Here is a 26,949-nt window from a genome sequence, read left to right on the forward strand (position 1 = left end):
CGGGCTACAGGTGCGGTGCGGGCAGCGGCGCTGCGGTCAGCGTGCCGAGCACGTCGGCGAGGGCGCCGACGGAGCGGACGACGGTGTGCGCCCCGGCGTCGGCCAGGGCCTCCTCGGCGGCCACGCCGTAGGTGACGCCCACCGCGCGCATCCCCGCCGAACGGGCCATCCGCATGTCGTCGACGGCGTCCCCGACCACCACGCACGCCTCCGGGCCGCGGCCGAGCCGCCGGGCGGCCAGCAGCGCCAGGTCCGGGTGCGGCTTGCCGCGCTCGGCCATGCCGTGGCAGACCACCGCGTGGAACAGGTCGTACAGCCCGGCGGGCTTGAGGAGTTCCTCGGCGCTCGGCCGGATCTTGCTGGTCACGATGGCGATCTGGTGGCCGCCGTCGCGCAGCTCCTCAAGGAGGGCGCGGACCCCGGGGAAGACGAGCTCGCGGGCGCGCGGCACGGCCTGCTCGCGGAACAGGCGCCGGAAGAGGTCGACCGAGGCGTGCACCTCGGGGTGGTCCTCGGGCAGGTCCGTCAGCTCCGCGAAGGAGGCGGCCAGCGGCCGGCCGATCGTCGCCCGCAGCCGCGCGTCGGAGGCGCTGCGGCCCCGCTCGGCGAGGGTGGCGCGGAGGGTGTCGGCGATGGCGGACGGCGTGTCGAGCAGGGTGCCGTCCAGGTCGAAGAGGACGGCGCTCACCGCTGCTCCTCCTTGGCGAGGTGGACCGCGAACTCGGCCGCGAGCACGGTGGTCGACTTCAGCACCGACACGTTGGCGTCGGCGGTGCGGCCCTCGGTGGCCTCGGCGATGGCCTTGAGCAGGTACGGGGTGACGGCGGGGCCCGTGATCCCCTCGGCGGCGGCGCGCTCGGTCGCCGCGGCGAGCGCGTCGGCGATCTCCTGGGAGGGGATGCCGTCGTCCTCGGCGATGGGGTGGGTGACGAGGACGCTGGTGTCGTTGCCGGCGCGCCAGTGGGCCCAGGTGGCCCGGGCGACGTCGGCGAGGTCGTCGAGGCGGTGCGGGTTGCGCACGCCGCTGGAGACCGAGAGGTAGGCGGGGAAGTCGTCGCAGCGGTAGCCGATGACGGGGATGCCCGCGGTCTCCAGCCACTCCAGGGTCCACTGGGGGTGCAGCATCGACTTCGCCCCGGCGCACACCACGGCGGTCCGCGCGCGGGTGAACTGGACGAGGTCGGTGGAGATGTCGAAGCTGGCGGGGGCGTCGCGGTGGACGCCGCCGATGCCGGCGACGGCGAAGACGCGGATCCCGGCCAGTTCGGCGGCGAGCAGCGACGAGGAGACGGTGGTGCCGCCGGGCCCGCCGGCCGCGAGGGTGACGCCGATGTCACGGGTGGAGACCTTCGGCACCTTCCCGTACGCGCAGAACTCCTGGAGCAGCGCGTCGTCCAGGCCGACCCGCAGCTTCCCGCCGAGCAGCGCGATCCGCGCCGGTACGGCGCCCTGGGCGCGGATCCCGGCGTCCATCTCCCGGGCCAGCTCCAGGTTGTCGGGGTGGGGGAAGCCGGAGAGGACGGAGGATTCGAGGGCCACGACGGGTCTGCCGTGGGCCAGGGCTTCTGACACCTCCTCGCCGAGTGCGAGGAGAGTCGGGTCGAATGCCGGCGCACGAAGGCGCGAGGAGGTGGTCATGAAGGGTCCCCTTTGTGGTGCGTAGTGCTGTGCGGTGCCGTGCCTGTCTCTCTGGACTGCTGCCCGGACTGCTGCCCGGGCCGTTGTTCTGGACTGCTGTTCTGAGCTGCTGTTCTGGGCTGCTGTTCTGGGCTGCTGTTCTGGGCTGCTGTTCTTCGTGGAGGGTCTTCGTGGAGGGTCCTGGTCGAGGGCGGAACGCGTTACGCGCAGCCCGTGCCGTCGGCGCGACAGACCACGCCGTCGAGCGTGACCGACTCGGCCAGCCGGGCCCGCTCGTCCAGGACGGCCTTGCGGATCTGCGCGGTGCTGGGCACGCCCTCCAGGCGGGTGTCGCCGACGAGGATCGTGGGGACGGCCTGGACGCGGTTCGCCTCGGCGTCCCGCAGCGCGTCCTGGTGGCGCTCGTAGTACGTGCCGTCCTCCAGGGCCTTGCGGTACGCGGGGCCGTCGAGGCCGATCTCCTCGGCGAGGCCGACGAGGACGTCGAGCCGGCCGAGGTCCAGGCTCTCCTGGAAGAAGGCCCGGAACATGCGCTGGTTGTAGGCGTCGCCGAGACCGTGCTCGACGGCGAACTGCCAGCCCTCGAAGGCCAGTCGGGTGTACGGCTGCGGCGAGACGGTGGGCAGGGTGATGTCCACGCCCAGGCGGCGGGCCATCGGGTAGACGGCGCGCTTCCAGATCTCGGGGAGGTACGGGTCCTCCGGGCGGAGGGTCGGCTTGGGCTCGGCGCGGAGCTCGAAGGGCTTCCACTCGATCTCGACGTCGAGGCCCTCGACGGCCTCCTCCAGCGGGCCCTCGGCCAGCATGCAGAAGGGGCACACGTAGTCGGACCAGACCTGGATCCGTACCTTCTCGGCGCGCGGGGCCGCCGCCGGCGTCCCGTCGGTCTCGGTGCTCACGCGGGGTTGCTCCCTCGGTTGGCCAGGTACTCCTGGAACGGCACCTCGTGTCCCTCGACCGGGAGGTGGGTGGTCCGGACGCCCCACGAGGTCGGGTCGGTGCGGTAGATGGCGTACGAGCCGGAGTAGTCGAAGCCGTACTGGGCGGCGGTCCTGCGGTCGGCGGCGTAGACGATGTGCTCGACGCCGAAGTACAGGGCGACCTGGTAGCAGAGGGCGCAGGGCTCTCCCGAGGCGATCAGGGTCGCCCCGTGCACGGCGAACGCGCCGTGCTGCTTGGTGGCGTTGCGCAGGGCGACCACCTCCGCGTGGGCGGAGGCGTCGCGCTCCTCGCGGACGCGGTTGAAGCCGGTTCCCAGGACCCGGCCGTCGTGGCGGACCACGATGCCCGAGAAGGGGATGCCGCCGGAGGCGACGTGCTCGCGGCTGATCCGGACTGCTTCTGCCACCTGCTTGGTCAGGTGGTCCTTGGCTGCGGTGGTCATGAGGGGGCTCAGACCGAGGTCACGCGCAGGATGATGGCGCCGCCGATGATCGACGCGAAGGACAGCAGCCGGGCGAGGGTGATCTTCTCCTTGAAGATGATCGCGCCGAAGACGACGGTGCCGACGCCGCCGATGCCGGTCCAGATCGTGTAGCCGACCGACACGTCCAGCTCCAGCAGGGCGTGGGACAGCGTGTAGATGCCGCCGGCCGCGGCCAGCAGGGTCAGCACGCTGGGCCACAGCTTGGTGAAGCCCTGTGTGGCGTTGGTGCCGAGCGCGAAGAGGATCTCGAAGACGATGGCGATGCCGAGGTAGACCCAGGTCATGGGAGCGGCTCTCTCTACTGGAAGGAGGTGGGGCGGGCGGGGAGGGCGGTGCGGGTCAGACCGTGGCCTTGGCGCGCTCTTCGGCGACGAGCTCCGCCGCGACCTTCTTGTCCGCGGCGATCTTGTCCGTGATGCGCAGGGTGGTGCCGCCGCCGATGATCAGGACGAAGGCGAGGACCTTCCAGATCGTCATCGGCTCGTCGTAGATCAGGGTGCCGAAGATGACGGTGCCGACGCCCCCGATACCGGCCCAGACGGTGTAGCCGACGCCGACGTCGATGTACTTGAGGGCCTGGGAGAGCGTGTAGATGCCGCACGAGGCCGCCGCGGCCGTGAGGAGCGAGGGACCGAGGCGGGTGAAGGCGTGGGTGGCCTCGGTGGAGAGGGCGAAGGTGATCTCGAACAGCGACGAGAACAGCAGCCAGGCCCAGCCGATGTTCTGGTTCTTCTGTGTCTGCTCGGCGGACACGATGCCTCCATTGTTGTTTGTGCGTGCAAGTTCCTTAGGATCATGAAGCTCCTAAGTACGGCACGGAGTTAGCTAGGATCTTGCATGGTCATATAACCTGTTGTCAAACCCCCTTTTGAGGAGAGGTACATGAACAACGCCACGACCACGTCCCCCGCACCCACCTCGGACCAGGCCGTCTGGGACCGCGTGCTCACCCTCCACGCGCGGGTCGAGCGGGAGCTCGCCAACGCGCTCCAGCGCCGGCACGGCATCGGCCTCTCGGAGTACCGGGCGCTCGAGAACCTGTCCTCCTCGCCCACCAGCGAGCTGCGCATGCAGGAGCTCGCCGACAAGATCGGGCTCGGGCAGTCCTCGGTCACCCGCCTCGTCGAGCGGCTCAAAGGTGCTGGTTACGCGTTCAAGGACCTCTGTCCGTCCGACAAGCGCGGCGTCTACGCGGTGATCACCGACGAGGGCCGCACCCGTTACGTGGCCGCCCGCGCGACCTACGCGGAAGTCCTCTCCGGTGCGCTCAACTCACAGGGCGCCGACCCCGCGCTCGCGGCCACGGTGGCCTCCCTGCGCAGCTCCCGCCCGGCGTAACCCCCCCGCCCCCAGCGCACCCCCGTCCCCCCGGGCCCGCCTCCGTCCCCTCTCTCCGCTTCCCCCGCTCGCCTCTCCCTTCTTCTCCCCGACCGCTTCCCCGATCGCCGGCCGTCGCCTCCCACCGTCTCCATCCGCCGGAGACGGAAGGGCGCGGCCTTTTTGCGTTCACATGCCTGCAGCACCGGTTTAACGATCTTGACTTAGAGTATTAGTTGCATGCACAAGCGGTGACCTAGGTCACAACGCGACCGCTCGGTATATGCTTGACCGTGCATGGAAACTCGGTAGATCCTGATCTCGGCGCAGATCGGTTCGAACGGGGGACGTTCACGCGAACGCAGACCGGACGGATCGGACGGTGCTTGGCCCAGTCTTTTCCAGACCATGCGGGGGAAACGTGCCATCGCCCAGCCTTGCTCAGAACATCGCCGCGCACGCCGAGCGGCAGCCTTCCTTGACGGCACTCGTACTCGACGACGAGCGGGTGACCTACGGCGAACTCGCCGCCCTGGTGACGCTCCTGTCGGAGCGGCTCGCGGCGGCGGACCTCCCGGCCGACCGGCCGGTGTGCGTGCCGGCCCGCAAGGACCCGGCGACCGTCGCCCTGATGCTCGCCGCCTTCGGACGGCCCCTGGTCGTCCTGGCGCCCTCACCCGAGCTCGGCGAGGACGCCCTCGACCGGATCTGCCGTCAGGCGCGGGTCTCGGCCCGGCTCTCGGCCGGCGCCGACGGCACCCTGACGGTCCGGCACCAGGAGGAGGACGCCGCCGCGGCGGACGGCTTCGCCCGGCCCGCCGCCGACGAGGCCCGGCTGCTCCTGACCACCTCCGGCTCCACCGGCACCCCCAAACTGGTGCCGATCGGGACCGGGGCCTTCGACGCCTTCGCCGCGTGGGCCGTCGAGGAGTTCGGCATCACCGCCGCGGACGGCTCGCTGTCCTACGCCCCGCTCAACTTCGACCTGGCCCTGCTCGACGTGTGGACCTTCCTCGGCGCCGGGGCGCGGGTCGTCCTGGTCGACCGCGAGAAGGCCGCCGACGCCCCGTACCTGCGGAGCCTCGTCGCGGACGGCACGGTCACCTTCGTCCAGGGCGTGCCGCTGCTCTACCGCCTCCTCACCCAGGGGGAGGGGGGCTTCGAGCGGGTGCGCGAGGTCGTCCTCACCGGGGACGCCGTACCGCAGGACCTCCTGGAACGCGCAGCAGAATCGTTTCCTCTCGCGCGGTTCCACAACGTGTACGGCTGCACCGAGACCAACGACAGCTTCCTGCACCCCGTCGACCCGCGCATCCCGCACGGGAAGATCCCCATCGGCCGGCCGCTGCCCGGCGTCGAGGCCGCGGTCCTCGACGACGAGGGGCGGACCCTCACCGGCCCCGGCAGCGGCGAACTCGTCGTCCGGACCCCCTTCCAGACCAGCGGCTACCTCCAGGAATCCCTGAACCCGGACGTGTTCGTCGTCCGCGAGGGCCGGGTCTTCTACCGCACCGGGGACCTCGTCACCCGCAACGCCGACGGCCTCTACCAGCTCGAAGGCCGCTCCGACTGGCAGGTCAAGGTGCGCGGCGTGCGCACCAACCTCCAGGAGGTCGAGTCCGTCCTCGCCCAGCACCCCGACGTCGAGGAGGCGGCCGTCGTCGCCCTCCCCGACCCGGAAGCCGGAGTGAAGCTGCACGCCCGCCTCACCAAGCGGCCCGGCGCCGGCCTCAACTCCCTCACGATCCGCTCGTACGCGGGAGCCAACCTGCCCCGCCACGCCATTCCGTCCAGCGTCCGCATCAGCGAGATCCCCCTGCCGCGCACCTCGACCGGCAAGCCGGACCGCAACAAGATCAAGGAGGAGATCAGCGCATGAGCGCCCCCACCCGTGACATCGCCGGAGAGATCCGCGCCCACCTGCTCACGCAGTACCTCAAGGGCGAGGACATCACCGCCGAGGACCTGCCCGGCGACTACGAGCTGATCGAGTCGGGCGTCGTCGACTCGCTGGGCCTCGTGAAGCTCATCCAGCACATCGCCAACACCTACGGCGTCCCCATCGACGACATCGAGATCGGGCCGGACAACTTCCGCACGATCGACGCCATCACCAAGACGATCACGGACAACACCGCACTCTGAACGGCCCCCCCTCAGGCATCCGCCAGGTTTCCGCACATTCCGCAGAGGAGTCACGCCATGTTCACGCGCACGCTCGAGGACGTCACCCCGGTCGAGTGGGGCAACGGCACCAGCCACCGGCTGCTGACCGACGCCGACAAGATGGGCTTCACCGTCTGCAAGACGCTGGTCCGCAAGGGCACCAACTCCGCCCTCCAGTACCGCAACCACCTGGAGGCCTGCTACTGCGTGGCCGGCTCCGGCGCGGTCGTGCACAAGGACGGCACCGTCTTCAAGATCAACCCTGGCACCATCTACGTCCTCGACGAGCACGACCCGCACTACCTCATAGCCTCCGAGCACGAGGACCTGCACCTCATCTCGGTCTTCAACCCGCCGCTGACCGGCGCGGAGCAGCACAGACTCTCCGAGGACGGCTTCTCCCAGTACTAGGCCGACCGCGTTCCCGGCCGGGCCGTCGGCGCGACACGGCCCGGCCGGGGCACCCGCCCCGCCCGCACCCAGGAAGGAAGACCGTGACCGCCGATGTACTGCCGCCCCCGACCGACCGGGACGGCCCGCTCACCGATCTCGTCGCCCCCTATGCCGACGTCCTGAACGCCGACCTCGCGGAGCTGGACGCAGGCGGCGTCTTCTCCCGCGCCAAGTGGCAGGCGATCAAGGACAGCGGCATCCTGCGCACCCCCTTCAAGGAGGAGCACGGCGGCAGCGGACGCAGCTTCACCGAGACCATGCGGGCCCTCGAAGGGCTCGGCTACCACTGCCGCGACGCCGGCATCGCCTTCTCCACCTCGACGCAGATCGTCTCCCTCGCCACCCCGCTGGAGAAGTTCGGCTCCGCCGAGCTGAAGGCCCGGTACCTGCCCCGCATCCTCTCCGGCGAGGCCGTCACCGCACACGCCATCACCGAGGAGTCCGGCGGCTCCGACGCCATGAACATCAGCACCGTCGCCGTCCGCGAGGACGACCACTACGTCGTCGACGGCGGCAAGATGTTCATCACCAACGCCCCCGTCGCCGACCTCTTCCTGCTGTACGTGCGCACCGGCAAGCCCGGCCCCTTCGGCCTGACCTGCCTGCTCGTCGAACGCGACACCCCCGGCCTGGAGATCGGCGAGCCCCTCGACAAGCTGGGCCTGCGCACCTCCCCCCTCGGCCGGCTCGGCTTCGACCGGCTGCGGGTCCCGGTGACCAACCGGGTCGGCGCCGAGGGCGCCGGCTTCCTCGTCCTGGACTACGTGATGAAGCGCGAGATCCTCTACGCCTTCTCCCTGTCCCTCGGCGAGATGCGCCACCGGCTCGACACCGTCATCCGGTTCGCCACCGAGCGCACCCAGTTCGGGCAGCCCATCGCCGGCTACCAGGCCATCAGCCACAAGATCGTCGACATGCGGATCGCCGTCGAGACCGCCGCCAAGTGGCTCGCCGACACCGGCGCCAAGGCCGAACGCGGCGAGGACATCTCCCTCGACCTGGCCTCCACGAAGATCGTCGTCTCCGAGGCCAACGTGAAGACCGCCCTGGACGCCGTCCAGATCCACGGCGGCCGCGGCGTCCTCACCTCGTACGGCATCGAGCGCGACCTGCGCAACTCCGTCGCCGGAACCATCTACTCGGGCAGCAGCGAGATCCAGCGCAACCGCATGGCCGCCCTCCTCGGACTCTGAGCTAGGAGCTCTCCCGTCATGAGCATCGCCCTCGACGAACTGCACGCACTGACCCGGCCCACGGACTTCCTCGACCACGAGTCCGACGAGGTCCAGAACTTCGTGGACTCCGTCGTCAAGGACCGTGCCGCCGACCGGCGCGAGAACGCCGTGAAGCTCTACTACGCCGTCCGGGACGGCCTCGACTACGAGGTCTACGACACCGACCTCAGCCCTCGGGGCCTCAAGGCCTCCAGCGTCCTCGCCGCCGGCCAGGGCTTCTGCCTGCACAAGTCGGTCGTCTACGCCGCCGCCGTCCGCGCCCTGGGCATCCCCTCCAAGCTGGTCTACGGCGACGTCCGCAACCACCTCGCCAGCCCCCGGCTGATCGCCCACATCGGCGGCGACGTCTTCTTCCACGGCCTCACCCAGGTCTACCTGGACGGCCGCTGGGTCAAGGCCACCCCCGTCTTCAACAAGCTGCTCTGCCGCCTCTACGGCATGGAGGCCCTCGAGTTCGACGGCACCGGCGACTCCCTCTACCACCCGTACGCGGGCCAGGGAGGCAAGGGCTCCATGGAGTTCCTCAAGGACCACGGCTCCTTCGACGACGTCCCGTACGACTTCGTGATCTCCACCATGCGCGCCAAGCACCCCAACTTCCTGAGCGGCGAGGGCGTCGGCACGGTCAAGGGCGGCTCGCTCGCCGCCGAGGCCGACACCGCCACCGACCCCGCCGCCGGCAGATAAGGACCCGAGAGCATGAGCAGCGCCACCACCTCGCCGCACGACGGCTGGGACGCCGCCACCCGCATCGGCGTCGTCGTCCCCTCGGCCGACATCGGCCCGGAGGCCGAACTCCAGGCGGTCGCCCCGGAGTCGGTGACGATCCACGCCTCGCGCATCGACTTCGGCGGGATGCTCCCGGGCGGGCACATGGTCGCGGAGAAGATCCCCCAGGACCCCATCACGGCGTTCGTCGAGCCCCCGGCCGTCGACAACGCCGTCAAGCTCCTGGCCGACTCGCCGCTGCACGCACTCGTGCTCGGCTTCACCAGCTCCTCGTACGTCCTTGGCGTTGACGGCGAGAACGCCCTCTACGAGCGCCTCGCGCCCCTCACCCGCGGCATCCCGCTCACCGGCACCGCCCGGGCGGCCGTCGCCGGCTTCCGCGCCCTCGGCGCCCGGCGGATCGCGATCGTCAACCCGCCCTGGTTCGACGACAAGCTCTCCACCCAGGGCCAGGAGTACTTCGAGGCCCAGGGCTTCACCGTGGTCCACCACGGACCCGTCGGCCTGCCCTCCGAGCAGACCGCCATCACCCCGCGGAACCTGTCGGAGTGGATCCGCGGCACCGTCGCCGGCGCCCGCCCCGAGGCCGTCCTCGTCGCCGGCAACGGCATCCGCGCCGTCGGCACCGTCCGCGGTCTGGAGGACGAGCTCGGCTTCCCCGTCCTCACCGCCAACCAGGCCGTCCTGTGGCACGCCCTGCACCTGGCCGGCGCCGCCGGGGCCGCCGCGCGGGTCACCGACTACGGGCGCCTCTTCCGCGCCGTACCGAAGGAAGCGTGACCGGATGCTGCCCGCCGACGGCTACGTCGCCGTGTTCACCACCCCCGAGGGCGACGTCTACCGCACCCCCCTGGTCTGCTGGCGCACCGACGGACCGAACGTGTACGGAGTGACCCTCCACAAGGGCGGGCTGCGCAGGGCCGAGGAACTCCCCGGCTTCACCCGCTACGCCGTCAAGCCCGACTGCGCCTGCGACGCGCCCGCCGTCCCGGCGCCCGCCGCCAGGCAGCTCGCGAGCCGCTAGACCCGGCCCGCCCCTCCCCGCCGGCGAACCGGGGGAGAGGGGCGGGCCTTCCGGGTAGGGGAGCGTGGCCGGCGTCAGCGCAGCGGGCGGTCCAGCCGCACCTTCACCAGCCGGGTCTCGATGCCGCTGTCGACCAGACGCCCGGCCGCGTCGAAGGCGCCGGGGCCGTCCGTCATGCCGAAGTCGTTGTCGTTGAGCAGCACCAGGGTCCGGTCGCCCTCGACCGCGACGCCCTCGATCTTGCCGGGGACGCCCTCGACCGTGCCCAGGTCCACCACCAGGCGCTTGGCCGGCACCGGGACGCCCGCCGCCGCCGGGTCGTCGAGCTGCTCCAGGGCCGGGCTGGTGCCGGCCGTGTCCCACGCGGAGCCCAGGATGTCCGCGCCGCGCCGCAGCCGGATCTCGTAGAGCCGGGCCGCCTTGTCGGTGCGCTCCTCGACGAGCAGGCGGTCGCCGCCCAGCGCGACGAGCGCGGAGATCTTCAGCTCGGAGGTCTTGGTCTGGCCCGGCTCGACCACGCCGACCGGGTCGAAGCGGTACGCGTACTCGGCGGTGACCTTCGCCTTGCGCGGCGAGAAGCGCAGCAGCCGGGTGGTGCGGGAGTTCTCGCCGCTGTCCTTGTCGGGGTTGAGCAGCGGGCTCTGCAGCGCCATCACCAGGTCGCCGTCGGGGAGGAGCGCGAGCCCCTCGAAACCGCGGTTGATCTTGCGCTGGAGGTAGATCGCCGGCAGCGACTCGATCACCGGGTAGTCGGCGCCGGTCAGACCGAGCCCCTTCGGCACGTGCCGGGCGAGCACCCGGCCGCGCGCGGAGACGTGCACGAGGGACGGGCCGTACTCGTCCACCAGCCAGAAGCTGCCGTCCCGGTCCCGCACCAGGCCCTCGGTGTCCAGGCCGTTCGGGTCGTAGCGCAGCGGGGTCTTCGCGTCGTAGGTGTACGGGGCCTCGTCGCGGCCGGGCTGGTTCGGCAGACCGGTCACCGGGGCACCCGAGGACGTGGTCAGCGGGATGGCCTTCAGGACCTCGACGCGGTCGCCGACGGTACGGATCTTCACGATGGCCGGGTCGAATCCGGGCACGGGGAAGGTGCGCCGCTTCTCCTTGCCGACGGCTATCTGGCCGTTGGGCCCCCGGTCGGTGACGGTCCAGTACTCACCGCGCCGCCCGGCCGGGTACAGGTCGCTGCCGATGCCGCCCAGGTCGACCCCGCGGTCGTCGGCGACGCTGCCCGGCAGCAGGCGGTTGCTGAAGCCCGCCAGCGGGATGTCGGGCAGGACCGAGGCGGAGACCACCCGGGCGGGGGAGCCGTGCGGGGCCGGCGTGCCCTCGGCGGGCCAGGCGACCGCGGTCAGGGCGAGGGCGGCGGACAGCGGCAGTACGGCGGCGGCCGGCCGGCGAAGACGGCGCGGATTCATGGGAACTCCTGCTCAGGAAAAGGGAGGTGAGGATGGGTCAGTAGCGGTCGAGGATCAGCTGCGTCTTCAGGATGTCGCCGCGGTACAGCCAGCCGTGGGAGTCGGCGACGGCGATGGCGTCCTGGTGCAGGGTCGCGGCGTCCGCGTACGAGTCGGTCTTGAACGACAGCTCGATCACGTACTCCGTGCCGGTCCCGCCCGCGCCGACCACCGGCAGCACCTCGATGCTCGCGTCGTCCGAGGCGCCCCAGCTTCCCCCGTACACCTGGGAGCTGACGGGGCCGTGGGTCCGGGAGGTCTGGAGGGCGCTCTTGCCCCAGCCCGTGGTGCCCCAGTCGGCCAGCTTCCCCGGCACGTCGTTGACGAGCCAGCCGCGGCCGGTCGCGTCGGCCGGCAGCGTGGTGCCCGCGTAGCCCTTGGCGCTGTGGCTCTTCTCGTTGCTGAAGCTGAGGGTCTGCTTGGCGTAGCCCCAGTCGACCTCGGCCTTGTAGTTGGTGTCGGAGCTGTCGAACCCGGCCGCGTTCGCGGTGTTCAGCGCCGCGTCGATGTCGCCGCCCGTCACGGGGAAGCGCTTCTTGTACGTCTCCTCGAACGACGAGCCGTCCTTGTGCCGCAGCCGCACGCTCCAGCCCTCGGCGTCCAGGCCCAGGGCGGTCGTGTCGTAGTAGCTGTACGAGCGGGCCTTGGCCGAGCCGGTGATGCCGAAGGCCGACCGCACGGCGGCACTCGGGGTGTGGGAGGCGTCCAGCGCCGCCACCGTGAGGTTGATCTTCACCTCGTACGAGGGGACGGCGTTGGACGCGGCGGACGCCGGGGTCGCCGGGGCGAGGAGGACGGCGGCGGTGGCGGCGAGCGCGACGGCCGCGCCGCGGGGCAGACGAGAAGCGGTGGTCATGGCGGGGATGGTCCAGACCGCGGGTGAGGACCGTGTGGCGCGCGGGGGTTGACCGGGTGAACCGCAGACGGCGGCTGGGCGCGACACCCCGCGAAGCGGCCGGTCGGCGGCCCGGACCGCCGCCCGGACCGCCCGTCCGCTAGCGGAACTCCCCGGCGCGCACGCCGGCGCAGAAGGCCGCCCACTCGGCGGCGGTGAACCGCAGGTCCCCGCCGTCGGGATGCTGCGAGTCGCGCAGCGCGACGGCCCCGGCGCCCAGCCGGGTCACCTCGACACAGCCGTCGGTCGCGCTGCGGCTGCTCTTCCGCCAGACGGCCTTGGTCAGGTTCTGCGAGTACAGCGGGTCCTTGTTCATCTGGGTGTTCTCCTCTCACCCCCAGCGTCACGGGGGCCGCGGAGTACCGCAAACGGGGCTCGGCCGCCCCGTCCGCCGGGAGGCGGCGCTCAGTCCAGGTCGGTCAGCTCGTCCGCGTAGATCCGCGACAGCGGCTGCGGCCCGACGTACTGCTGGCAGTTGCACTGCCCCGCCTCGTACCGCACCGGCTTCTTGTGCTCGTCCCAGGCGGTCGGCACCTCGACGCGCTCATGGCACCGGCCCTGCTTGTCGTGCTTGGCCAGGTGGTGCGTGCAGCCGCACACCGGCTCCGGCGTCCTGTGCGCGGCCTCCAGGGCGAGCCGTTCCTGCTTGGCCGCCTCCAGGACCTCCATCTTGCGCTCGTGCCGGTGCTTCAGCGCCGTCCTGACGTTGTCGGCCGCCCACGCGAACCCACCCGTCCAGAACAGGATGAGGACCACCCAGATCCAGTTCACGCCGTGCTCCTTCCCCCGTGAAAACCTCCCCGTATGTTAGGCCGGGCGAGGCGGGATGTCCGCCCGCGCGCGTGGGGGAGCGCACCGGGTCAGCCCCGCGCGCGGACGAGCGCACGGGGGCAGCCACGCGCGCGGGGGAGCGCACCGGGTCAGCCGCGCGCGCCGTCCCCGAACGCGCCCAGGATCCGCTCCGCCGCCAGCGTCGCCGTCAGCTCGCCGTCCCGGACCAGCCGCTCCACCTCCGGCGCGAGGGCCCGCACCGCGGGATCGGCGTGCAGCCGGCCGAGGAGCTCCTCGCGGACCATCGTCCAGGCCCAGTCGACCTGCTGCTCCCGGCGCCGGGCGGTCAGCCGGCCGGTGGCGTCGAGGAGGGTCCGGTGCTGTTCGAGCCGGTCCCACACGGTGTCCAGACCGGTCGACTCGCGGGCGCTGCAACTGAGTACCGGCGGCGCCCACACCGCGTCCGCGCCGTGCATGAGCCGCAGCGCCCCCGACAGCTCGCGTGCCGCCGCGCGGGCGTCCGTGGTGTGCGGGCCGTCCGCCTTGTTCACGGCCACGACGTCCGCCAGCTCCAGGACACCCTTCTTGATGCCCTGCAACTGGTCGCCGGTGCGCGCGAGGGTGAGCAGCAGGAACGAGTCGACCATGTTCGCGACGGCCGTCTCCGACTGCCCGACCCCGACCGTCTCCACCAGGACCACGTCGTACCCGGCGGCCTCCATCACCACGATCGACTCGCGGGTCGCCTTGGCCACCCCGCCCAGCGTCCCCGCGCTCGGCGAGGGCCGGACGAACGCCGCCGGGTCCACCGCGAGCCGTTCCATCCGCGTCTTGTCGCCGAGGATCGAGCCCCCGGTACGGGTCGACGACGGGTCCACGGCGAGCACCGCGACCCGGTGCCCGAGGCCCGTCAGCATCGTGCCGAACGCGTCGATGAAGGTGGACTTGCCCACCCCCGGCACCCCGCTGATCCCGATCCGCCGCGCCCGGCCGCTGTGCGGCAGCAGCCGGGTCAGCAGCTCCTGGGCGAGCACCCGGTGGTCGGGCCGGGTGGACTCCACGAGGGTGATGGCGCGCGCCACGAGGGCGCGCCTGCCGTCCCGTACGCCCTTCGCGTACGTGTCGATGTCGATCGCCACGGGATCAGAGGCCGTGCCCCGGGGCGTGCCCGAGCTCCGCCGACAGGCGCCGCACCAGGTCCGCCGCCGCGTCGGGGATCACGGTGCCGGGCGGGAAGACCGCCGCGGCGCCCATCTCCAGGAGGACCGGCACGTCCTGGGGCGGGATGACCCCGCCGACCACGATCATGATGTCCTCGCGGCCCTCCGCGGCCAGCTCCTCCCGCAGCGCGGGCACGAGCGTGAGGTGGCCCGCCGCCAGCGACGAGACGCCCACGATGTGCACGTCCGCCTCGACGGCCTGCCGGGCGACCTCCGCGGGGGTCTGGAACAGCGGGCCGACGTCCACGTCGAAGCCCAGGTCGGCGAAGGCCGTCGCGATCACCTTCTGGCCGCGGTCGTGGCCGTCCTGGCCCATCTTCGCCACCAGGATGCGCGGACGGCGGCCCTCGGCCTCCTCGAAGGCGTCGACCAGGGCCCGGGTGCCGTCCACGGACGGGGACTCGCCCGCTTCGTTGCGGTACACACCGGAGATCGTACGGATCTGGCCCGCGTGCCGTCCGTACACCTTCTCCAGGGCGTCCGAGATCTCGCCGACCGTCGCCTTCGCGCGCGCCGCGCGGACCGCGAGCTCCAGCAGGTTGCCCTCGCCGCCGGCGGCCCGGGTGAGGTCGTCGAGCGCGTCCCGGCAGGCCCGCTCGTCGCGCTCCTCGCGCAGCCGGCGCAGCTTCTCGATCTGCAGGCCCCGCACCGAGGAGTTGTCGACCTTCAGGACCTCGATCTGCTCGTCGCCGTCCACCCGGTACTTGTTCACGCCGATCACCGGCTGCCGGCCCGAGTCGATCCGCGCCTGGGTACGGGCCGCGGCCTCCTCGACGCGCAGCTTCGGGATGCCCGCGTCGATGGCCTGCGCCATGCCGCCGGCCGCCTCGACCTCCTGGATGTGCTGCCAGGCCCGGCGCGCCAGGTCGTGGGTGAGCCGCTCCACGTACGCGCTGCCGCCCCACGGGTCGATGACCCGGGTGGTGCCCGACTCCTGCTGGAGCAGCAGCTGCGTGTTGCGGGCGATGCGCGCCGAGAAGTCCGTCGGCAGCGCCAGCGCCTCGTCGAGGGCGTTGGTGTGCAGCGACTGGGTGTGCCCCTGGGTGGCCGCCATCGCCTCCACGCAGGTGCGGGTGACGTTGTTGAAGACGTCCTGCGCCGTCAGCGACCAGCCGGAGGTCTGCGAATGGGTCCGCAGCGACAGCGACTTGGCGTTCTTCGGGTCGAACTCCTTCACCAGCTTCGCCCACAGCAGCCGGGCCGCGCGCAGCTTGGCGACCTCCATGAAGAAGTTCATGCCGATCGCCCAGAAGAACGACAGCCGCGGCGCGAACGCGTCCACGTCCAGCCCCGCCTCCCGGCCGGCCCGCAGGTACTCGACGCCGTCGGCCAGCGTGTACGCCAGCTCCAGGTCGGCCGTCGCGCCCGCCTCCTGGATGTGGTAGCCGGAGATGGAGATGGAGTTGTAGCGGGGCATGTTCCGCGAGGTGAAGGCGAAGATGTCGGAGATGATCCGCATCGACGGCTTCGGCGGGTAGATGTAGGTGTTGCGGACCATGAACTCCTTGAGGATGTCGTTCTGGATGGTCCCCGTCAGCTTCTCGGCCGGCACCCCCTGCTCCTCGGCCGCCACGATGTACAGCGCGAGCACGGGCAGCACCGCGCCGTTCATCGTCATCGACACCGACATCCGGTCCAGCGGGATGCCGTCGAAGAGCTGGCGCATGTCGTAGATCGAGTCGATGGCCACGCCCGCCATGCCGACGTCGCCGGTCACCCGCGGGTGGTCGCTGTCGTAGCCGCGGTGCGTCGGCAGGTCGAAGGCGACCGACAGGCCCTTCTGGCCGGCCGCCAGGTTGCGCCGGTAGAAGGCGTTGGACTCCTCGGCGGTGGAGAAGCCCGCGTACTGCCGGATGGTCCACGGCTGGTTGACGTACATCGTCGGGTAGGGGCCGCGCAGGTACGGCGCGACACCCGGGTACGTGCCGAGGAAGTCGACGTCCGCCAGGTCACGCCCGGTGTACAGCGGCTTCACGCCGATGCCCTCGGGCGTCTCCCACAGCAGGTCGTCGCCGCCCGAGGCCCGCTTGAGGGCGGCGCGCCACTCCTCGGCGCTGCCGGCGGGCGAAGGGGATCCCAGGCCGATCCCGGTGAAGTCGGGGATTCCCATCAGGAGGACACTCCCATGCGGTCGAGGGTGGCGGAGAGCACGGCGACCGCGTCGCACCCCGCGAAGACGTACGTGTCGACACCGGCGTACGCGCCGGGCCGGCCGGCCAGGGACACGTGCCCGGCCCCGGCCGCGCGCAGCTCGGCGGCGGTGGCCTCGGCCCGCTCCGCGTACAGGGCGTCGCTGGAGCACAGGCAGACCTCGGCGGCGCCGCTGTCCGCGAAGGAACCCTCCGTGACGGGCTCGATGCCGCCCGCCTGGAACAGGTTCGCGGCGAAGGTGAGCCGGGCGGTGTGCGCGGCGGCGGGCCCCAGCGCGGCCAGGAACACCTTCGGGCGGGCGCCGGTCGCCGCGAGGTGGGCGTCGGACCGGGCCCGCAGAGCCTCGAACGCCTCGTCGCGCCGCACCCGCGGCAGACCGCCGGACGGCCCGGCGGGCGCCGGGGCGCGCACCACGGGCTTCTCGCCGAGGTGCGGGAACTCGCTGACCCCGGTGACGGGTTCGCGGCGCTCGGCCAGCGCCCGGGAACGCCCGGCCCAGGTGGCGGCCAGGTCGCGGCCGATCCGGCCCGAGCGCAGCACCGCCGCCTGACCGCCGTCCCGCTCGATGCCCTGGAAGAACTCCCAGGCGGCGTGCGCGAGTTCGTCGGTCAGCGTCTCCACGTACCAGGAACCGCCGGCCGGGTCGATCACCCGGGCCAGGTGCGACTCCTCGATGAGGATCGTCGACGTGTTGCGCGCGATCCGGCGGGCGAAGGCGTCCGGCAGACCGAGGGCGTGGTCGAAGGGGTGGACCGTGACCGACTCGGCGCCGCCGACCCCCGCCGCCAGGGTGGCGAGCGTCGTCCGCAGCATGTTCACCCACGGGTCGCGGCCCGCCATCATCACCGACGAGGTCACCGCGTGCTGCCGCTGCGCCCCGGCCGCCGGGGCCCCGCAGGCCTCCGCGACCCGCGCCCACAGCCGGCGCGCGGCGCGCAGCTTGGCGATCGTCAGGAACTGGTCGGCGGTGGCCGCGTAGCGGAACTCCAGCTGCCCGAGGGCCTGCTCCACCGTCAGACCGCCCGCGGTGAGCGCCCGCAGATAGGCGACACCGGTGGCGAGCGAGGCGCCCAGCTCCTGCGCGGCGGAGCCGCCGGCCTCGTGGTACGGCAGGGCGTCCACGGTCAGCGCGCGCAGCCCCGGGTAGGACTCGGCGCACAGCCGGGTGAGGGCGACCGTGGCGGGGAAGCCGTCGCCGTCGTACGCGGCGCCGGTGCGGGCCTCGGTGCCCAGCGGGTCGGCGCCCAGGTTGCCGAGGGCGGCCTCGGGCGCGATGCCCCGCCGGGTGTAGACGTCGAGCAGCTCGGCCGCGGCCGTCGGGGTCTCCGCCCCGGCGTCCAGGACGACCGGGGCCAGGTCGAGGTACACGTCCTTGAGGACCCGGTCGAGCTCGCCGGCCGGGATGCCGTCGGGACCCACGGCCAGCCACAGCGAGGTGACGCCGTTCTCCAGGTCGGTGAGGAGGGCGTCGGGGTCGGCCACGGTGTGGCGCTGGCGCACGTCCCAGCCGTTCGCCGTGTTGCCCTCGGCGCGCCCGGCCCGGACGAAGGGGGCGAACCCGGGCAGTCCGGTGTCCGGCGCGGACGGGGTCGCGGCGCCGTCGGCCGGCGCCTCTGCGGGGCCGTCGGCCGGTCCTCGGGCCGTGTACAGGGGGCGGACCCGCAGGCCGTCCTCGAGCGCGGTGGACAGGACGTCCTCGGCCTCGGTGTCCGGAACGTCCTTGCCCGACCTGCTCAGTACGCCCGCCACGAGGCGCTGCCACTGCGCATGGGTCGCTGCGGGGAATTCGGCGGCCAGCGAGAGGCCGTCGTCAGGCAGCACAGTCATGCTCGGATGCTAGGTCAGCTCCACAAAGGAGCGCAGGGTGATCCGCTGTGACCTTGACCTCCCCTGATCGGCCTTGAACGACGGGCCGCATCCATGCTGGCCACCGTGCGCTTCGGCCCGCGCGGACGGGGTCCGCGTCACCCGTCGGCGCGCCGGTCCCGGTCCGCGTCGAGCTCCTCGTCCAGGGCAATGGCCGCCGAGATCAGCGCGAGGTGCGTGAACGCCTGCGGGAAGTTGCCCAGTTGCTCGCCCGCCGGGCCGATCTCCTCCGAGAAGAGCCCGACGTGGTTCGCGTAGGTCAGCATCTTGTCGAAGGAGTACCGCGCCTCGTCGAGCCGCCCGGCCCGTGCGAGCGCCCCCACGTACAGGAAGCTGCACAGCGAGAAGGTGCCCTCGCCGCCGCGCAGCCCGTCGGGCGACGCGGCCGGGTCGTACCGGTAGACGAGGCTGTCGGTGACGAGCTCGGCGCCCATCGCGTCGAGCGTCGACAGCCAGCGCGGGTCCGACGGCGCGATGAACCCGACCGCCGGCATCAGCAGCAGCGAGGCGTCGAGGACCTCGCTCCCGTAGTGCTGCACGAAGGCCCGCCGGTCCGTGCTCCAGCCCCGCTCCATCACCTGGCGCAGGATCGTGTCGCGGGCCGCCGTCCACCCGGCCAGGTCGGCCGGCCGGGCGAACCGGGTGGCCAGCCGGATGCCCCGGTCGAAGGCGGTCCAGCACATCACCCGGCTGTACGTGAAGTCCTGCCGCCCGCCACGGGTCTCCCAGATGCCCTCGTCGGGCCGGTCCCAGTGGCCGGCCAGCCAGTCCAGCACCCCCGACACGGCGACCCAGCCGTCCCAGCCGATCCGCCGCGCGGCGGACCCGCCCTCGCGGGCCAGGCCGAAGACCGCCTCGCCGTAGATGTCGAGCTGGAGCTGGCCGGCCGCCCCGTTGCCCCGGCGCACCGGCGCGGAGCCGCGGTAGCCCTCCAGGTGCCCGAGGGTCTCCTCGGTGAGGTACGGATCGCCGTCGACCCGGTACATGATCTGCAAGGGCTCGCCGGTCACCGTCCGCTGCTCGCTCAGCCGCGCGCCGAGCCACAGCCGGAACGCGTCCGCCTCCTCCTCGAAACCCAGCCCGAGCAGCGCGTGCACCGACAGCGAGCCGTCCCGCACCCACGTGTAGCGGTAGTCCCAGTTGCGTTCGCCGCCGATCCGCTCGGGCAGGCCCATGGTGACCGCCGCGACCGGGGCGCCCGTCGGCGCGTACGTGAGCAGCTTGAGCGTGATCGCCGACCGGTTGACGGCCGCCTGCCACCGGCCCCGGTAGCGGCTGCGCCGGATCCAGCGGTGCCAGAAGTCGCGGGTCCGCCGGAACTCCTCCGTCAGCGAGGCCCGGTCGACCGGCGGCGGGGCCGCGCCGCCCGCCTCGTCCACGGTCAGCACGACCGCCGCCGCCTGCCCCTGCGCCAGCTCCACCTCCGCGCGCACGTCCCGCCCGTCGGGGCGCAGCTCGACCCGGCCCGCGCCCTGGAGCACCGCCCGGAGCCCGCCGCCCGTGAAGGTGGCCGTGCCCGGGCCGTCGAGGCTCAGCTCGTGCTCCGCCCGCCCGTAGTCGAACCGCGGCCGGCACTCCACTGAGAACCGCACCCGGCCGCGCACCACCCGCAGCACCCGGATCAGCCGGTGCCGGGCCGTCGCCGTCTCCGGCCGGTCCAGCGGCATGAAGTCGGCGACCTCGCCGACCCCGTCGGCGGTCAGGAAGCGGGTCACGAGGATCGCCGTGTCGGCGAAGTACAGCTGCCGCGTGGTGACGTCGGGGGCGTCGACGGTCACGGCGAAGTACCCGCCGCGGTCGTGGTCGAGCAGCGCGGCGAACACGCTCGGCGCGTCGAAGCGCGGCGCGCAGAACCAGTCGACCACTCCGTCGGAGGAGACCAGGGCCGCGGTCTGGAGGTCGCCGACGAGCCCGTGGTCGGCGATCGGCGGATATCGGCGCACCGGGCACACGGGACCTCCTCGGCCGGGAACGGACGCCGGTCCGGTCCGTGCCCCGAAGACCCCGACGTGTCCCCGAGCCTCGTGGCGATCCACGGGCACGACCACGCGGGATCGGCCGAACGGGTGAGGGGCGCCGCCCGCGCCGGTCCGCCGGCCCCGCGGCGTCCTCCCGGCCAACACCGGTGGGACGCCGGGTGTCGCGTCAGTACGATGGACGGCCGGGGCAGGGAGCGGTGAGGCGGAGGTGGGCGGGATGGCGGGTGTGCCGAGACGGCGTGGACAGGGCGAACTGGAGACGCTGGTGCTGACCGCGCTGCGGGCCGCCGACGGGCCGGTCACCGCGGGCTGGGTGCAGGAGCGGCTCGGCGGCGACCTCGCGTACACCACCGTGATCACGATCCTGACGCGTCTGCACGCGAAGGGCGCCGTCGCCCGGGAGCGGGCGGGCCGGTCGTTCGAGTGGACGGCGGTCGCCGACGAGGCCGGTCTCGCCGCGCTGCGGATGCGCCGGGTCCTGGACGGCGAGTCCGACCGCGAGGCGGTGCTCGCCCGCTTCGTGACGGGCCTGTCCTCGGCCGAGGAGCAGCTGGTGCGGGACCTCCTGGCGCAGGCCGGGGAGGACGGGGAGGACTGACGCCATGGGGGTCTTCGTCTTCCTGCCGCTCGTCCTCCCGCTGACCGCCTGGCCGGTCGCGCGGCTCGCCGAACAGCACCTGCACCCGCGGACCGCGACCCGGATGCTGACCGCCGTCGCCGCCGTCCTCGCGCTGTGCAGCACCCTGTGCCTGGCGCTCCTGATGGTCGTCGGCACCGCCCAACTGCCGGGCAACCCGCTGCCCGACGCCTGGTCCGATCCGGAGGTGCGGGCGGCGGTGCCGTACGACGAGGTGGCCGGCCGGCTCGCCATCCCGGCGCTCCTCGCCGTCCTCGGCGCCTGCGGCTGGACGCTGTGGCGGCACCGGCGGGTGCGGCGGCGGGCGGAACAGGCCCTCGCCCCGCTGCCCGCCCGCGCCGTCGCGGTGCTGCCGGACGACGTGCCGTACGCGTACGCCCTGCCGGGCGGGCGCCGGGACCGGGTGGTCGTCAGCCGGGGGATGCTGGCCCGGCTGACGTCACGGGAGCGCCGGGCGCTCTTCGCGCATGAGCGGGCCCACCTGGAGGCCCGTCACCACCGCTTCCTCCTGCTCGTCCGGGTGGCCGCGCGGGCCAACCCGTTCCTGCGCCCGCTGTGCACGGCCGTCGGCTACACCGCCGAACGGTGGGCCGACGAGGAGGCCGCCGTACGGGTCGGCAGCCGCCGGGTGGTGGCCCGCGCCATCGGCAAGTCGGCGCTGGTGTCGGCGGGGACACCGGCGCCGACCCTCGCGGGCTTCGCCACCGCCGGCCCCGTACCGCGCCGGGTGGCCGCGCTGCTCGCCCCGGCGCCGGTCGCCCGGGCCTGGCCGCGGATGGACACGGCGACGGGGATGGCGACCTGGGGCGCGGCCGTGGGGACCGCCGCGTCCGCCGTCTCGTCGGCGAACTCGGCGGTCACGCTGTACGCGATCCTCCACACGGCGACGCCGCTCTGATCCGCTCCGGCCGCCCGCGCGCGGGAGGCGTCAGCCGATCGCCAGCGGGATCCCCGGGGCGAGCGCGGCCGCGATGCGGGCGGCGACGACCTCGGCCTGGTTGCCGTCGGGCGTGGTCGCGGTCTTCGTCGCGGACACCGCGAGCGCGAGCCGCTTGGACGGCAGGTACGCCTGGATCGCCGCGTATCCCGAGAACGACGGGTTCTGCAGGATCCACCCGTTGACGACGATCACGCCGAGGCCGAAGTGCTCGGCCGGGGTCTGCTTCAGACAGATCGTGGCCGGGCAGCGGGCGGTGCCGCCGCCGAGGCCGACCGTCCCCGGGTTCAGCAGGGTGCGGTACGCGCGGGGCGAGAGGAGTTCGCCGCTGCCGATGCCCTCGGCGGACCGGGCCAGGTCGCAGATGTGGGTGGTGATGACCGCGCCGGGTGCCGTCGTCCACGACGGGTTCCAGAACGTCGACTCCTCGTACAGGCCGCGGTCCGAGGTGAAGGCGTGCAGCACCGGTGACGGGATGTCGGGGGTGAAGCCGGCCCGGGTGTCGCGCAGCCCCAGCGGCCCGGTGACCCGCTGCCGCACGAAGTCCTGGATCGGCATGCCGGTGATCTTCTCCAGCGCCTGGACGAGCAGCACGTAGTTGGCGTGCGAGTAGCTCCAGCTGGTGCCCGGCTCGTACCAGAAGGAGTGGCTGTACGGGTAGGCGAGCAGCTGCTCCGGGGTCCACTGGCGGAACGGGTGTGGGACCAGTTCCTTCAGGAACGCCGGGTCGGTGACGTAGTCGTGCAGGCCGGAGGTGTTGTTCGCGAGCATCCGCAGGGTGATCCGCCGTGCCTTGGGCACGTCGGGCAGCCAGCGTTCCACGGTGTCGTCCAGGCTCACCTTGTGCTCCTGGACCAGCTGGAGCAGGGCCGTGCCGATGTGCGCGAAGGCGACCGAGCCGGCCCGGAAGTGCATGTCCGGTCGGGCCGGCACGCCGGTCATCGACTCGCCGAGCGCGTCGGTGAGGACCTCGCGTCCGTCGAGGGTGACCTTCACCTCCACGGAGTTCAGCCGCAGCTCGGCCTTCGCCTCGCGGGTGATGTCGAGGACCCGCCGGGCCTGCGCGTCGAGCGGCCGCTGGGTCCGCACGCACGGCCGGTCACCGTGGCCCCCGGGCTCCAGGGCGGTGGCCGGCGCGACGGCGGAGGTCTGGGACACGACGGCGAGGAGCGCGGCGCACAGGGCCGCGCGGAGGGTGGTGCGTCTCATGCCCGCACTATCCCCAGGCCGCCCCGCCCGGCGCCGTCCGCAACTCCGCCGGACACCCCGCACGGGGACGGGGACAGGCCCGGCCGGCCCAGCCCGGCCGCCCGTTACGCGGTGGGGCCGCCGGACAGCGGCGCCAGGTCCGGCGCGACCCACGAGGTCCTGGCGGTGTCGTCCGCGAGGGTCTCCGGCCGGTAGTGGCGGTGGAGCAGCGCGGCGTCGAACAGCTCGGGGTGGCGGGCGGCGAAGCCGTCGAAGCCGTCGGCGGCCTCCGCCTCTCCTTCGGCGGCCAGCCGCACGCCCACCAGCTCGACCCAGGCGCGGGTCATCGTCACGTGGAACTTCTGCGGCGCGCCCGCGGCGGTCGCGGTGCGGTCGATGCCCGCGCCGACCAGGTCCACGGCCGCGGTGGTGCCGTACGCCCGTACCGCCCGCCAGGCCAGCTCGACGTGCTGCCGGTGCCCGAAGCGGTCGGCGCCGGACATGACCTCCCGCATCAGCGCGGCGAAGGCGTCGGCGGGAAGGGGACCGGTGGGACCGGCGGTGGGGGTGCTCATGCGGATGCCTTCAGGAGAGAGGGGGAGGGGTGGGAGGGGACAGTACGGCTACGAATCGTACGTATCGGGCGCATCGGGTGGCAAAGGGGGCCCGTGGGCGGCGGGCGGGACCCGTCCGAGGGCCGCTGCCCGCCGTACCGGATGATCGACCGCATGCTGTTCGAGTCCCTTTCGGTCGCCGCCCTCGTCGTGGTGCTGGTCTGCGCCGTCGGCCGCCCCTTCGGGTGGTCGGAGGCGGTCTTCGCGGTGCCCGCCGCCCTCCTCCTGGTCGTCGTGGGCGCCGTGCCCCTCGACCACGTCCGCGAGGAGGCGGCCCGGCTGGGGCCGGTGATCGGCTTCCTCGCGGCCGTCCTGGTGCTGGCGAAGCTCTGCGACGACGAGGGGCTCTTCCACGCCTGCGGCAGCTGGATGGCCCGCTGGGCGCGCCGCCGGCCGCAGCGGCTGCTCGGTGCCGTCTTCGTGCTGTCCTCGCTGATCACCGCCGTGCTGAGCCTGGACGCCACCGTCGTCCTGCTCACCCCGGTCGTCTTCGCCACGGCGGTCCGCATGGGCACCTCCGCCCGCCCGCACGCCTACGCGAGCGCCCATCTGTCGAACACGGCCTCCCTGCTGCTGCCGGTCTCGAACCTCACCAACCTGCTGGCCTTCGCCGCCACCGGCCTGACCTTCAGCCGCTTCGCGCTGCTGATGCTGCTGCCGTGGCTGGCCGCCATCGGCGTCGAGTACGTGGTCTCCCGGCGCTTCTTCGCCGCCGACCTCGCCGCCGGGCCGGACCGGGCGGGGGAGGACGCGGCGGGTGCGGACGGCCCCGTCGAGCTCCCGTTGTTCCCGCTGCTGACCGTGGCCGCGACCCTCGTCGGCTTCGGTGTCGCCTCGGCGGTCGGCGTCGACCCGGCCTGGGCGGCGGCGGCCGGCGCGACGGTGCTCGCGGTGCGCGCCCTGCTGCGGGGCCACACCGGGCCGGTCGCGCTCGTGCGGTCCGCCGCGCTGCCCTTCCTCGCCTTCGTGCTGGCCCTCGGCGTCGTCGTCCGCGCCGTCGTCGACAACGGGCTCGGCCACGCCCTCGGCACCGTCCTGCCGGACGGCACCTCGCTGCCCGCGCTGCTCGGCACCGCCGCTCTCGCCGCGCTGCTCGCCAACCTGATCAACAACCTGCCGGCGGTGCTCGTGCTCGCCCCGCTCGCGGCCCCCGCCGGGCCGGGCGCCGTCCTCGCCGTCCTGCTCGGCGTGAACATCGGCCCCAACCTGACGTACGCCGGTTCCCTCGCCACCCTGCTGTGGCGCCGGATCGCCCACGAGCGCGGCCACGACGTGCGGTTGAAGGAGTTCACCCTCCTCGGCGTCCTCACCGTCCCCGCCGCGCTGACGGCCGCCACCGTGGCGCTCTGGGGCTCGCTGGCCCTCCTCGGGCCGTAGCCGGGACGGTCCGCGGCCTTGTCAGGGGTCGGCGGCGGGGGGAGCCTAGACCCGCCGGACGTCGACGCCCTGCTCGGACAGCGCCTCGACGACGGGGTCGGGGGCGTCGTGGTCGGTGACGAGGATGTCGATGTCGGAGATGGCGCAGACGCGGGCGAAGGCCCGCCTGCCCAGCTTGGTGGAGTCGGTCACGACGATGAGGGTGGCCGCCCGCTCCGCCATGGAACGGTTGGCGCTGGCCTCGCCCTCGTCGTGCGTGGAGGCGCCGAAGTCGGGGTCGACCGCGTCGATGCCGAGGATCGCGTAGTCCAGGGAGAGGCCCTGGAGCGTCGCCGCCGCGAGCGGGCCGGTCAGCTCGTAGGACTGCGGGCGGGCGACCCCGCCGGTCACGACCGTCTTGACGTATGGGCGGACGGCGAGCTCGTTGGCGATGTTGACGGCGTTGGTGACGATGGTCAGCGCCGGGCCGCCGGAGTGCGACGCGAGGTCGCCCCGGGTGGCCAGTTCGCGGGCGACCTCCGAGGTGGTCGTGCCGCCGTTGAGCCCGACGATCGCGCCCGGCGGGACGAGGGCGGCGGCGGCGCGCGCGATGCGCTGCTTCTCGTCGGCCTTGCGGGCGGTCTTGTAGCGCAGCGGGAGGTCGTAGGTGACGCCGCTGAGCACGGCGCCGCCGCGGGTGCGGGTGAGCAACTGCTGGCGGGCGAGCTCCTCCAGGTCGCGACGGACCGTGGCGGGGGAGACGCCGAGCAGTTCGGCCGCCTCGCCGACCTCGATGCTGCCCTTCTCGCCCAGCGCGTCGAGCAGCCGCGTCCAGCGCTCGTGCGTGCTCATGCCCGTTCTCCTCGCCTCGTGACCTCGGGGGCCGAGCGTAGCGCCCCTTCCCCGCCACATGAGCATTCTCTGCACATGCTTGCTCAAAGTTGCGCGCAGACTCTATAAAGGAGCCAACTTCAATCATCATTGGTTCGGGGAGGCGCCGCCATGAGTCATGTCGACACGGAGATAGCCAGCCAGCCCGCCTGCTGGCGCCGCGCACTGGAGACCAAGCCCGCCGGCCTGCCCACCGACGGCGAGCGCGTCGCCGTCGTCGGCTGCGGCACCTCCCTCTACATCGCCCAGGCCTACGCCGTGCTGCGCGAAGCCGCCGGCCTCGGCGAGACCGACGCCTTCGCCGCCTCCGAGTACCCGGCGCACCGCTCCTACGACCGGGTGGTCGCCATCACCCGCTCCGGGACCACGACCGAGGTCCTCGCCGCCCTGGCCCGGGTCCCCGAGGGCACCCCGACCGTCGCCCTCACCGGCGACCTCGACACCCCCGTCGTGCGGGCCGCCGGCACCGTCGTCGACCTGTCCTTCGCCGACGAGCGGTCCGTCGTGCAGACCCGCTTCGCCACCACCGCCCTCGTCCTGCTGCGCGCCGCCCTCGGCCTCGTACCGGACGACCTCGTCGAGCAGGCCGAACGTGCCGTCGCCGACCCGCTGCCCGAAGCCGCCGTGGAATCCGCGCAGTTCACCTTCCTCGGCACCGGCTGGACCATCGGCATCGCCAACGAGGCCGCGCTCAAGCTGCGCGAGGCCGCCGGGGCCTGGACCGAGTCGTACGCGGCGATGGAGTACCGGCACGGACCGATCAGCGTCACCGGCCGCACCAGCACCGTCTGGTTCTTCGGCGCGCCGCCCGCCGGACTCCTCGACCAGATCGCCCCGACCGGCGCGTACGCCTCGGTCTCCGACGCCGACCCGCTCGCCGACCTCATCCGCGCCCAGCGCCTGGCCGTCACCCTCGCCACCCGCCGCGGCCTCGACCCCGACCGGCCCGAGGGCCTCACCCGCTCCATCGTGCTGGCCGACTCCTGACCCCCGGCCGGGCGG

The 26,949-nt window shown here is 73.0% G+C and carries 29 protein-coding genes; 12 read left to right on the forward strand and 17 right to left on the reverse strand.

Features of this window, described 5'->3' with window-relative positions; translation table 11 throughout:
- Positions 1-4: 4 nt before the first annotated feature.
- The 6 genes from AB0Q96_RS09530 to AB0Q96_RS09555 all read right to left on the reverse strand — a co-directional run bounded on the left by AB0Q96_RS09530 (position 5) and on the right by AB0Q96_RS09555 (position 3,817).
- A complete protein-coding gene (locus tag AB0Q96_RS09530) occupies positions 5-688 on the reverse strand; it encodes an HAD family hydrolase (protein WP_365323396.1) in 684 nt (227 codons plus the stop codon).
- Complete coding sequence (locus AB0Q96_RS09535; protein WP_365323398.1) at positions 685-1,638, reverse strand: pseudouridine-5'-phosphate glycosidase; 954 nt, start codon at positions 1,636-1,638, stop codon at positions 685-687. The genes AB0Q96_RS09530 and AB0Q96_RS09535 overlap by 4 nt, the downstream gene beginning before the upstream one ends.
- Positions 1,639-1,838: 200 nt before the next feature.
- The gene (locus tag AB0Q96_RS09540) at positions 1,839-2,537 is read right to left on the reverse strand and encodes a DsbA family protein (protein ID WP_365323400.1); all 699 of its coding nucleotides are present in this window, start codon (positions 2,535-2,537) and stop codon (positions 1,839-1,841) included.
- Positions 2,534-3,022 carry a nucleoside deaminase gene (locus AB0Q96_RS09545; RefSeq protein ID WP_365323402.1) on the reverse strand — a complete coding sequence of 163 codons (489 nt, stop codon included), beginning with the start codon at positions 3,020-3,022 and terminating at the stop codon, positions 2,534-2,536. Before AB0Q96_RS09545 ends, AB0Q96_RS09540 begins: the two co-directional genes overlap by 4 nt.
- Before the next feature lie 8 nt (positions 3,023-3,030).
- Positions 3,031-3,348: a multidrug efflux SMR transporter gene (locus AB0Q96_RS09550; protein WP_046908007.1), complete on the reverse strand. Its 318-nt coding sequence runs from the start codon at positions 3,346-3,348 to the stop codon at positions 3,031-3,033.
- 55 nt (positions 3,349-3,403) lie between these two features.
- A complete protein-coding gene (locus AB0Q96_RS09555) occupies positions 3,404-3,817 on the reverse strand; it encodes a multidrug efflux SMR transporter (protein ID WP_365323404.1) in 414 nt (137 codons plus the stop codon).
- Between the two features lie 129 nt (positions 3,818-3,946).
- Between AB0Q96_RS09555 and AB0Q96_RS09560 the strand changes: the two genes are divergently transcribed.
- The 8 genes from AB0Q96_RS09560 (at position 3,947) to AB0Q96_RS09595 (ending at position 9,988) form a co-directional block, all read left to right on the forward strand.
- Positions 3,947-4,402, forward strand: coding sequence for a MarR family transcriptional regulator (locus AB0Q96_RS09560; RefSeq protein ID WP_365323406.1), 456 nt, complete (start codon positions 3,947-3,949; stop codon positions 4,400-4,402).
- Between the two features lie 400 nt (positions 4,403-4,802).
- On the forward strand, positions 4,803-6,260 hold the full coding sequence (locus AB0Q96_RS09565; RefSeq protein ID WP_365323408.1) for an AMP-binding protein: 1,458 nt from the start codon (positions 4,803-4,805) through the stop codon (positions 6,258-6,260).
- A complete protein-coding gene (locus tag AB0Q96_RS09570) occupies positions 6,257-6,526 on the forward strand; it encodes a phosphopantetheine-binding protein (protein WP_329425480.1) in 270 nt (89 codons plus the stop codon). The genes AB0Q96_RS09565 and AB0Q96_RS09570 overlap by 4 nt, the downstream gene beginning before the upstream one ends.
- A gap of 57 nt (positions 6,527-6,583) precedes the next feature.
- Positions 6,584-6,958 (forward strand): ectoine synthase, encoded by a 375-nt coding sequence (locus AB0Q96_RS09575; protein ID WP_329425482.1) that lies wholly within the window; start codon positions 6,584-6,586, stop codon positions 6,956-6,958.
- Between the two features lie 83 nt (positions 6,959-7,041).
- Positions 7,042-8,193, forward strand: a complete 1,152-nt coding sequence (locus AB0Q96_RS09580; protein ID WP_365323411.1) for an acyl-CoA dehydrogenase family protein — start codon at positions 7,042-7,044, stop codon at positions 8,191-8,193.
- Positions 8,194-8,211: 18 nt separating this feature from the next.
- Positions 8,212-8,922, forward strand: a complete 711-nt coding sequence (locus tag AB0Q96_RS09585; RefSeq protein ID WP_365323413.1) for a transglutaminase-like domain-containing protein — start codon at positions 8,212-8,214, stop codon at positions 8,920-8,922.
- A 12-nt stretch (positions 8,923-8,934) separates the two neighbouring features.
- On the forward strand, positions 8,935-9,744 hold the full coding sequence (locus AB0Q96_RS09590) for a maleate cis-trans isomerase (protein ID WP_365323415.1): 810 nt from the start codon (positions 8,935-8,937) through the stop codon (positions 9,742-9,744).
- A 4-nt stretch (positions 9,745-9,748) separates the two neighbouring features.
- Positions 9,749-9,988, forward strand: a complete 240-nt coding sequence (locus AB0Q96_RS09595) for a DUF6253 family protein (RefSeq protein ID WP_365323417.1) — start codon at positions 9,749-9,751, stop codon at positions 9,986-9,988.
- A 74-nt stretch (positions 9,989-10,062) separates the two neighbouring features.
- Here AB0Q96_RS09595 and AB0Q96_RS09600 read toward each other — a convergent pair whose 3' ends face one another.
- From AB0Q96_RS09600 to AB0Q96_RS09635, 8 genes are all read right to left on the reverse strand, one after another.
- Positions 10,063-11,403 carry an esterase-like activity of phytase family protein gene (locus tag AB0Q96_RS09600; RefSeq protein ID WP_365323419.1) on the reverse strand — a complete coding sequence of 447 codons (1,341 nt, stop codon included), beginning with the start codon at positions 11,401-11,403 and terminating at the stop codon, positions 10,063-10,065.
- Positions 11,404-11,440: 37 nt separating this feature from the next.
- Positions 11,441-12,298 carry a hypothetical protein gene (locus AB0Q96_RS09605; RefSeq protein ID WP_365323421.1) on the reverse strand — a complete coding sequence of 286 codons (858 nt, stop codon included), beginning with the start codon at positions 12,296-12,298 and terminating at the stop codon, positions 11,441-11,443.
- Positions 12,299-12,437: 139 nt separating this feature from the next.
- Positions 12,438-12,653 (reverse strand): DUF397 domain-containing protein, encoded by a 216-nt coding sequence (locus AB0Q96_RS09610; RefSeq protein ID WP_365323422.1) that lies wholly within the window; start codon positions 12,651-12,653, stop codon positions 12,438-12,440.
- Positions 12,654-12,742: 89 nt separating this feature from the next.
- Positions 12,743-13,108 carry a hypothetical protein gene (locus AB0Q96_RS09615; RefSeq protein ID WP_365323424.1) on the reverse strand — a complete coding sequence of 122 codons (366 nt, stop codon included), beginning with the start codon at positions 13,106-13,108 and terminating at the stop codon, positions 12,743-12,745.
- A 149-nt stretch (positions 13,109-13,257) separates the two neighbouring features.
- The gene (gene meaB / locus AB0Q96_RS09620) at positions 13,258-14,247 is read right to left on the reverse strand and encodes a methylmalonyl Co-A mutase-associated GTPase MeaB (protein ID WP_365323426.1); all 990 of its coding nucleotides are present in this window, start codon (positions 14,245-14,247) and stop codon (positions 13,258-13,260) included.
- Between the two features lie 4 nt (positions 14,248-14,251).
- Positions 14,252-16,438, reverse strand: a complete 2,187-nt coding sequence (gene scpA / locus AB0Q96_RS09625; protein WP_365323428.1) for a methylmalonyl-CoA mutase — start codon at positions 16,436-16,438, stop codon at positions 14,252-14,254.
- Positions 16,438-18,306, reverse strand: coding sequence for a methylmalonyl-CoA mutase family protein (locus tag AB0Q96_RS09630; RefSeq protein ID WP_365323430.1), 1,869 nt, complete (start codon positions 18,304-18,306; stop codon positions 16,438-16,440). The genes scpA and AB0Q96_RS09630 overlap by 1 nt, the downstream gene beginning before the upstream one ends.
- Positions 18,307-18,443: 137 nt before the next feature.
- On the reverse strand, positions 18,444-20,288 hold the full coding sequence (locus tag AB0Q96_RS09635; RefSeq protein WP_365323432.1) for a glycoside hydrolase family 15 protein: 1,845 nt from the start codon (positions 20,286-20,288) through the stop codon (positions 18,444-18,446).
- Positions 20,289-20,541: 253 nt separating this feature from the next.
- Between AB0Q96_RS09635 and AB0Q96_RS09640 the strand changes: the two genes are divergently transcribed.
- Both AB0Q96_RS09640 and AB0Q96_RS09645 read left to right on the forward strand, forming a co-directional pair.
- Positions 20,542-20,922 carry a BlaI/MecI/CopY family transcriptional regulator gene (locus AB0Q96_RS09640; RefSeq protein WP_365323434.1) on the forward strand — a complete coding sequence of 127 codons (381 nt, stop codon included), beginning with the start codon at positions 20,542-20,544 and terminating at the stop codon, positions 20,920-20,922.
- Positions 20,923-20,926: 4 nt separating this feature from the next.
- Complete coding sequence (locus AB0Q96_RS09645) at positions 20,927-21,859, forward strand: M56 family metallopeptidase (RefSeq protein WP_365323436.1); 933 nt, start codon at positions 20,927-20,929, stop codon at positions 21,857-21,859.
- A 30-nt stretch (positions 21,860-21,889) separates the two neighbouring features.
- On the opposite strand, the gene AB0Q96_RS09650 is transcribed toward AB0Q96_RS09645, so the two are convergent.
- Both AB0Q96_RS09650 and AB0Q96_RS09655 read right to left on the reverse strand, forming a co-directional pair.
- Complete coding sequence (locus AB0Q96_RS09650; protein WP_365323438.1) at positions 21,890-23,107, reverse strand: serine hydrolase domain-containing protein; 1,218 nt, start codon at positions 23,105-23,107, stop codon at positions 21,890-21,892.
- A 104-nt stretch (positions 23,108-23,211) separates the two neighbouring features.
- Entirely contained in the window at positions 23,212-23,661 is a 450-nt protein-coding gene (locus tag AB0Q96_RS09655) for a hypothetical protein (RefSeq protein ID WP_365323440.1), read from the reverse strand.
- 153 nt (positions 23,662-23,814) lie between these two features.
- Between AB0Q96_RS09655 and AB0Q96_RS09660 the strand changes: the two genes are divergently transcribed.
- Positions 23,815-25,077, forward strand: coding sequence for an SLC13 family permease (locus AB0Q96_RS09660; protein WP_365323441.1), 1,263 nt, complete (start codon positions 23,815-23,817; stop codon positions 25,075-25,077).
- 45 nt (positions 25,078-25,122) lie between these two features.
- On the opposite strand, the gene AB0Q96_RS09665 is transcribed toward AB0Q96_RS09660, so the two are convergent.
- Positions 25,123-25,908, reverse strand: coding sequence for a DeoR/GlpR family DNA-binding transcription regulator (locus AB0Q96_RS09665; RefSeq protein ID WP_365323443.1), 786 nt, complete (start codon positions 25,906-25,908; stop codon positions 25,123-25,125).
- A gap of 150 nt (positions 25,909-26,058) precedes the next feature.
- Here AB0Q96_RS09665 and AB0Q96_RS09670 point away from each other — a divergent pair, with 150 nt between their 5' ends.
- Complete coding sequence (locus AB0Q96_RS09670; protein ID WP_365323445.1) at positions 26,059-26,934, forward strand: sugar isomerase; 876 nt, start codon at positions 26,059-26,061, stop codon at positions 26,932-26,934.
- Positions 26,935-26,949: the final 15 nt, after the last annotated feature.

The sequence above is a fragment of the Streptomyces sp. NPDC093111 genome (assembly GCF_040683955.1).
Taxonomy (GTDB): Bacteria; Actinomycetota; Actinomycetes; order Streptomycetales; family Streptomycetaceae; genus Streptomyces.

Excerpts from the sequence above, each read along its gene's own strand:
- AB0Q96_RS09535 (WP_365323398.1), bottom strand. The coding sequence starts at position 1,638 with ATGACCACCTCCTCGCGCCTTCGTGCGCCGGCATTCGACCCGACTCTC.
- AB0Q96_RS09545 (WP_365323402.1), bottom strand. The coding sequence starts at position 3,022 with ATGACCACCGCAGCCAAGGACCACCTGACCAAGCAGGTGGCAGAAGCA.
- AB0Q96_RS09550 (WP_046908007.1), bottom strand. The coding sequence starts at position 3,348 with ATGACCTGGGTCTACCTCGGCATCGCCATCGTCTTCGAGATCCTCTTC.
- AB0Q96_RS09560 (WP_365323406.1), top strand. The coding sequence starts at position 3,947 with ATGAACAACGCCACGACCACGTCCCCCGCACCCACCTCGGACCAGGCC.
- AB0Q96_RS09570 (WP_329425480.1), top strand. The coding sequence starts at position 6,257 with ATGAGCGCCCCCACCCGTGACATCGCCGGAGAGATCCGCGCCCACCTG.
- AB0Q96_RS09575 (WP_329425482.1), top strand. The coding sequence starts at position 6,584 with ATGTTCACGCGCACGCTCGAGGACGTCACCCCGGTCGAGTGGGGCAAC.
- AB0Q96_RS09585 (WP_365323413.1), top strand. The coding sequence starts at position 8,212 with ATGAGCATCGCCCTCGACGAACTGCACGCACTGACCCGGCCCACGGAC.
- AB0Q96_RS09590 (WP_365323415.1), top strand. The coding sequence starts at position 8,935 with ATGAGCAGCGCCACCACCTCGCCGCACGACGGCTGGGACGCCGCCACC.
- AB0Q96_RS09595 (WP_365323417.1), top strand. The coding sequence starts at position 9,749 with ATGCTGCCCGCCGACGGCTACGTCGCCGTGTTCACCACCCCCGAGGGC.
- AB0Q96_RS09600 (WP_365323419.1), bottom strand. The coding sequence starts at position 11,403 with ATGAATCCGCGCCGTCTTCGCCGGCCGGCCGCCGCCGTACTGCCGCTG.
- AB0Q96_RS09605 (WP_365323421.1), bottom strand. The coding sequence starts at position 12,298 with ATGACCACCGCTTCTCGTCTGCCCCGCGGCGCGGCCGTCGCGCTCGCC.
- AB0Q96_RS09610 (WP_365323422.1), bottom strand. The coding sequence starts at position 12,653 with ATGAACAAGGACCCGCTGTACTCGCAGAACCTGACCAAGGCCGTCTGG.
- scpA (WP_365323428.1), bottom strand. The coding sequence starts at position 16,438 with ATGGGAATCCCCGACTTCACCGGGATCGGCCTGGGATCCCCTTCGCCC.
- AB0Q96_RS09630 (WP_365323430.1), bottom strand. The coding sequence starts at position 18,306 with ATGACTGTGCTGCCTGACGACGGCCTCTCGCTGGCCGCCGAATTCCCC.
- AB0Q96_RS09640 (WP_365323434.1), top strand. The coding sequence starts at position 20,542 with ATGGCGGGTGTGCCGAGACGGCGTGGACAGGGCGAACTGGAGACGCTG.
- AB0Q96_RS09645 (WP_365323436.1), top strand. The coding sequence starts at position 20,927 with ATGGGGGTCTTCGTCTTCCTGCCGCTCGTCCTCCCGCTGACCGCCTGG.
- AB0Q96_RS09650 (WP_365323438.1), bottom strand. The coding sequence starts at position 23,107 with ATGAGACGCACCACCCTCCGCGCGGCCCTGTGCGCCGCGCTCCTCGCC.
- AB0Q96_RS09655 (WP_365323440.1), bottom strand. The coding sequence starts at position 23,661 with ATGAGCACCCCCACCGCCGGTCCCACCGGTCCCCTTCCCGCCGACGCC.
- AB0Q96_RS09660 (WP_365323441.1), top strand. The coding sequence starts at position 23,815 with ATGCTGTTCGAGTCCCTTTCGGTCGCCGCCCTCGTCGTGGTGCTGGTC.
- AB0Q96_RS09665 (WP_365323443.1), bottom strand. The coding sequence starts at position 25,908 with ATGAGCACGCACGAGCGCTGGACGCGGCTGCTCGACGCGCTGGGCGAG.
- AB0Q96_RS09670 (WP_365323445.1), top strand. The coding sequence starts at position 26,059 with ATGAGTCATGTCGACACGGAGATAGCCAGCCAGCCCGCCTGCTGGCGC.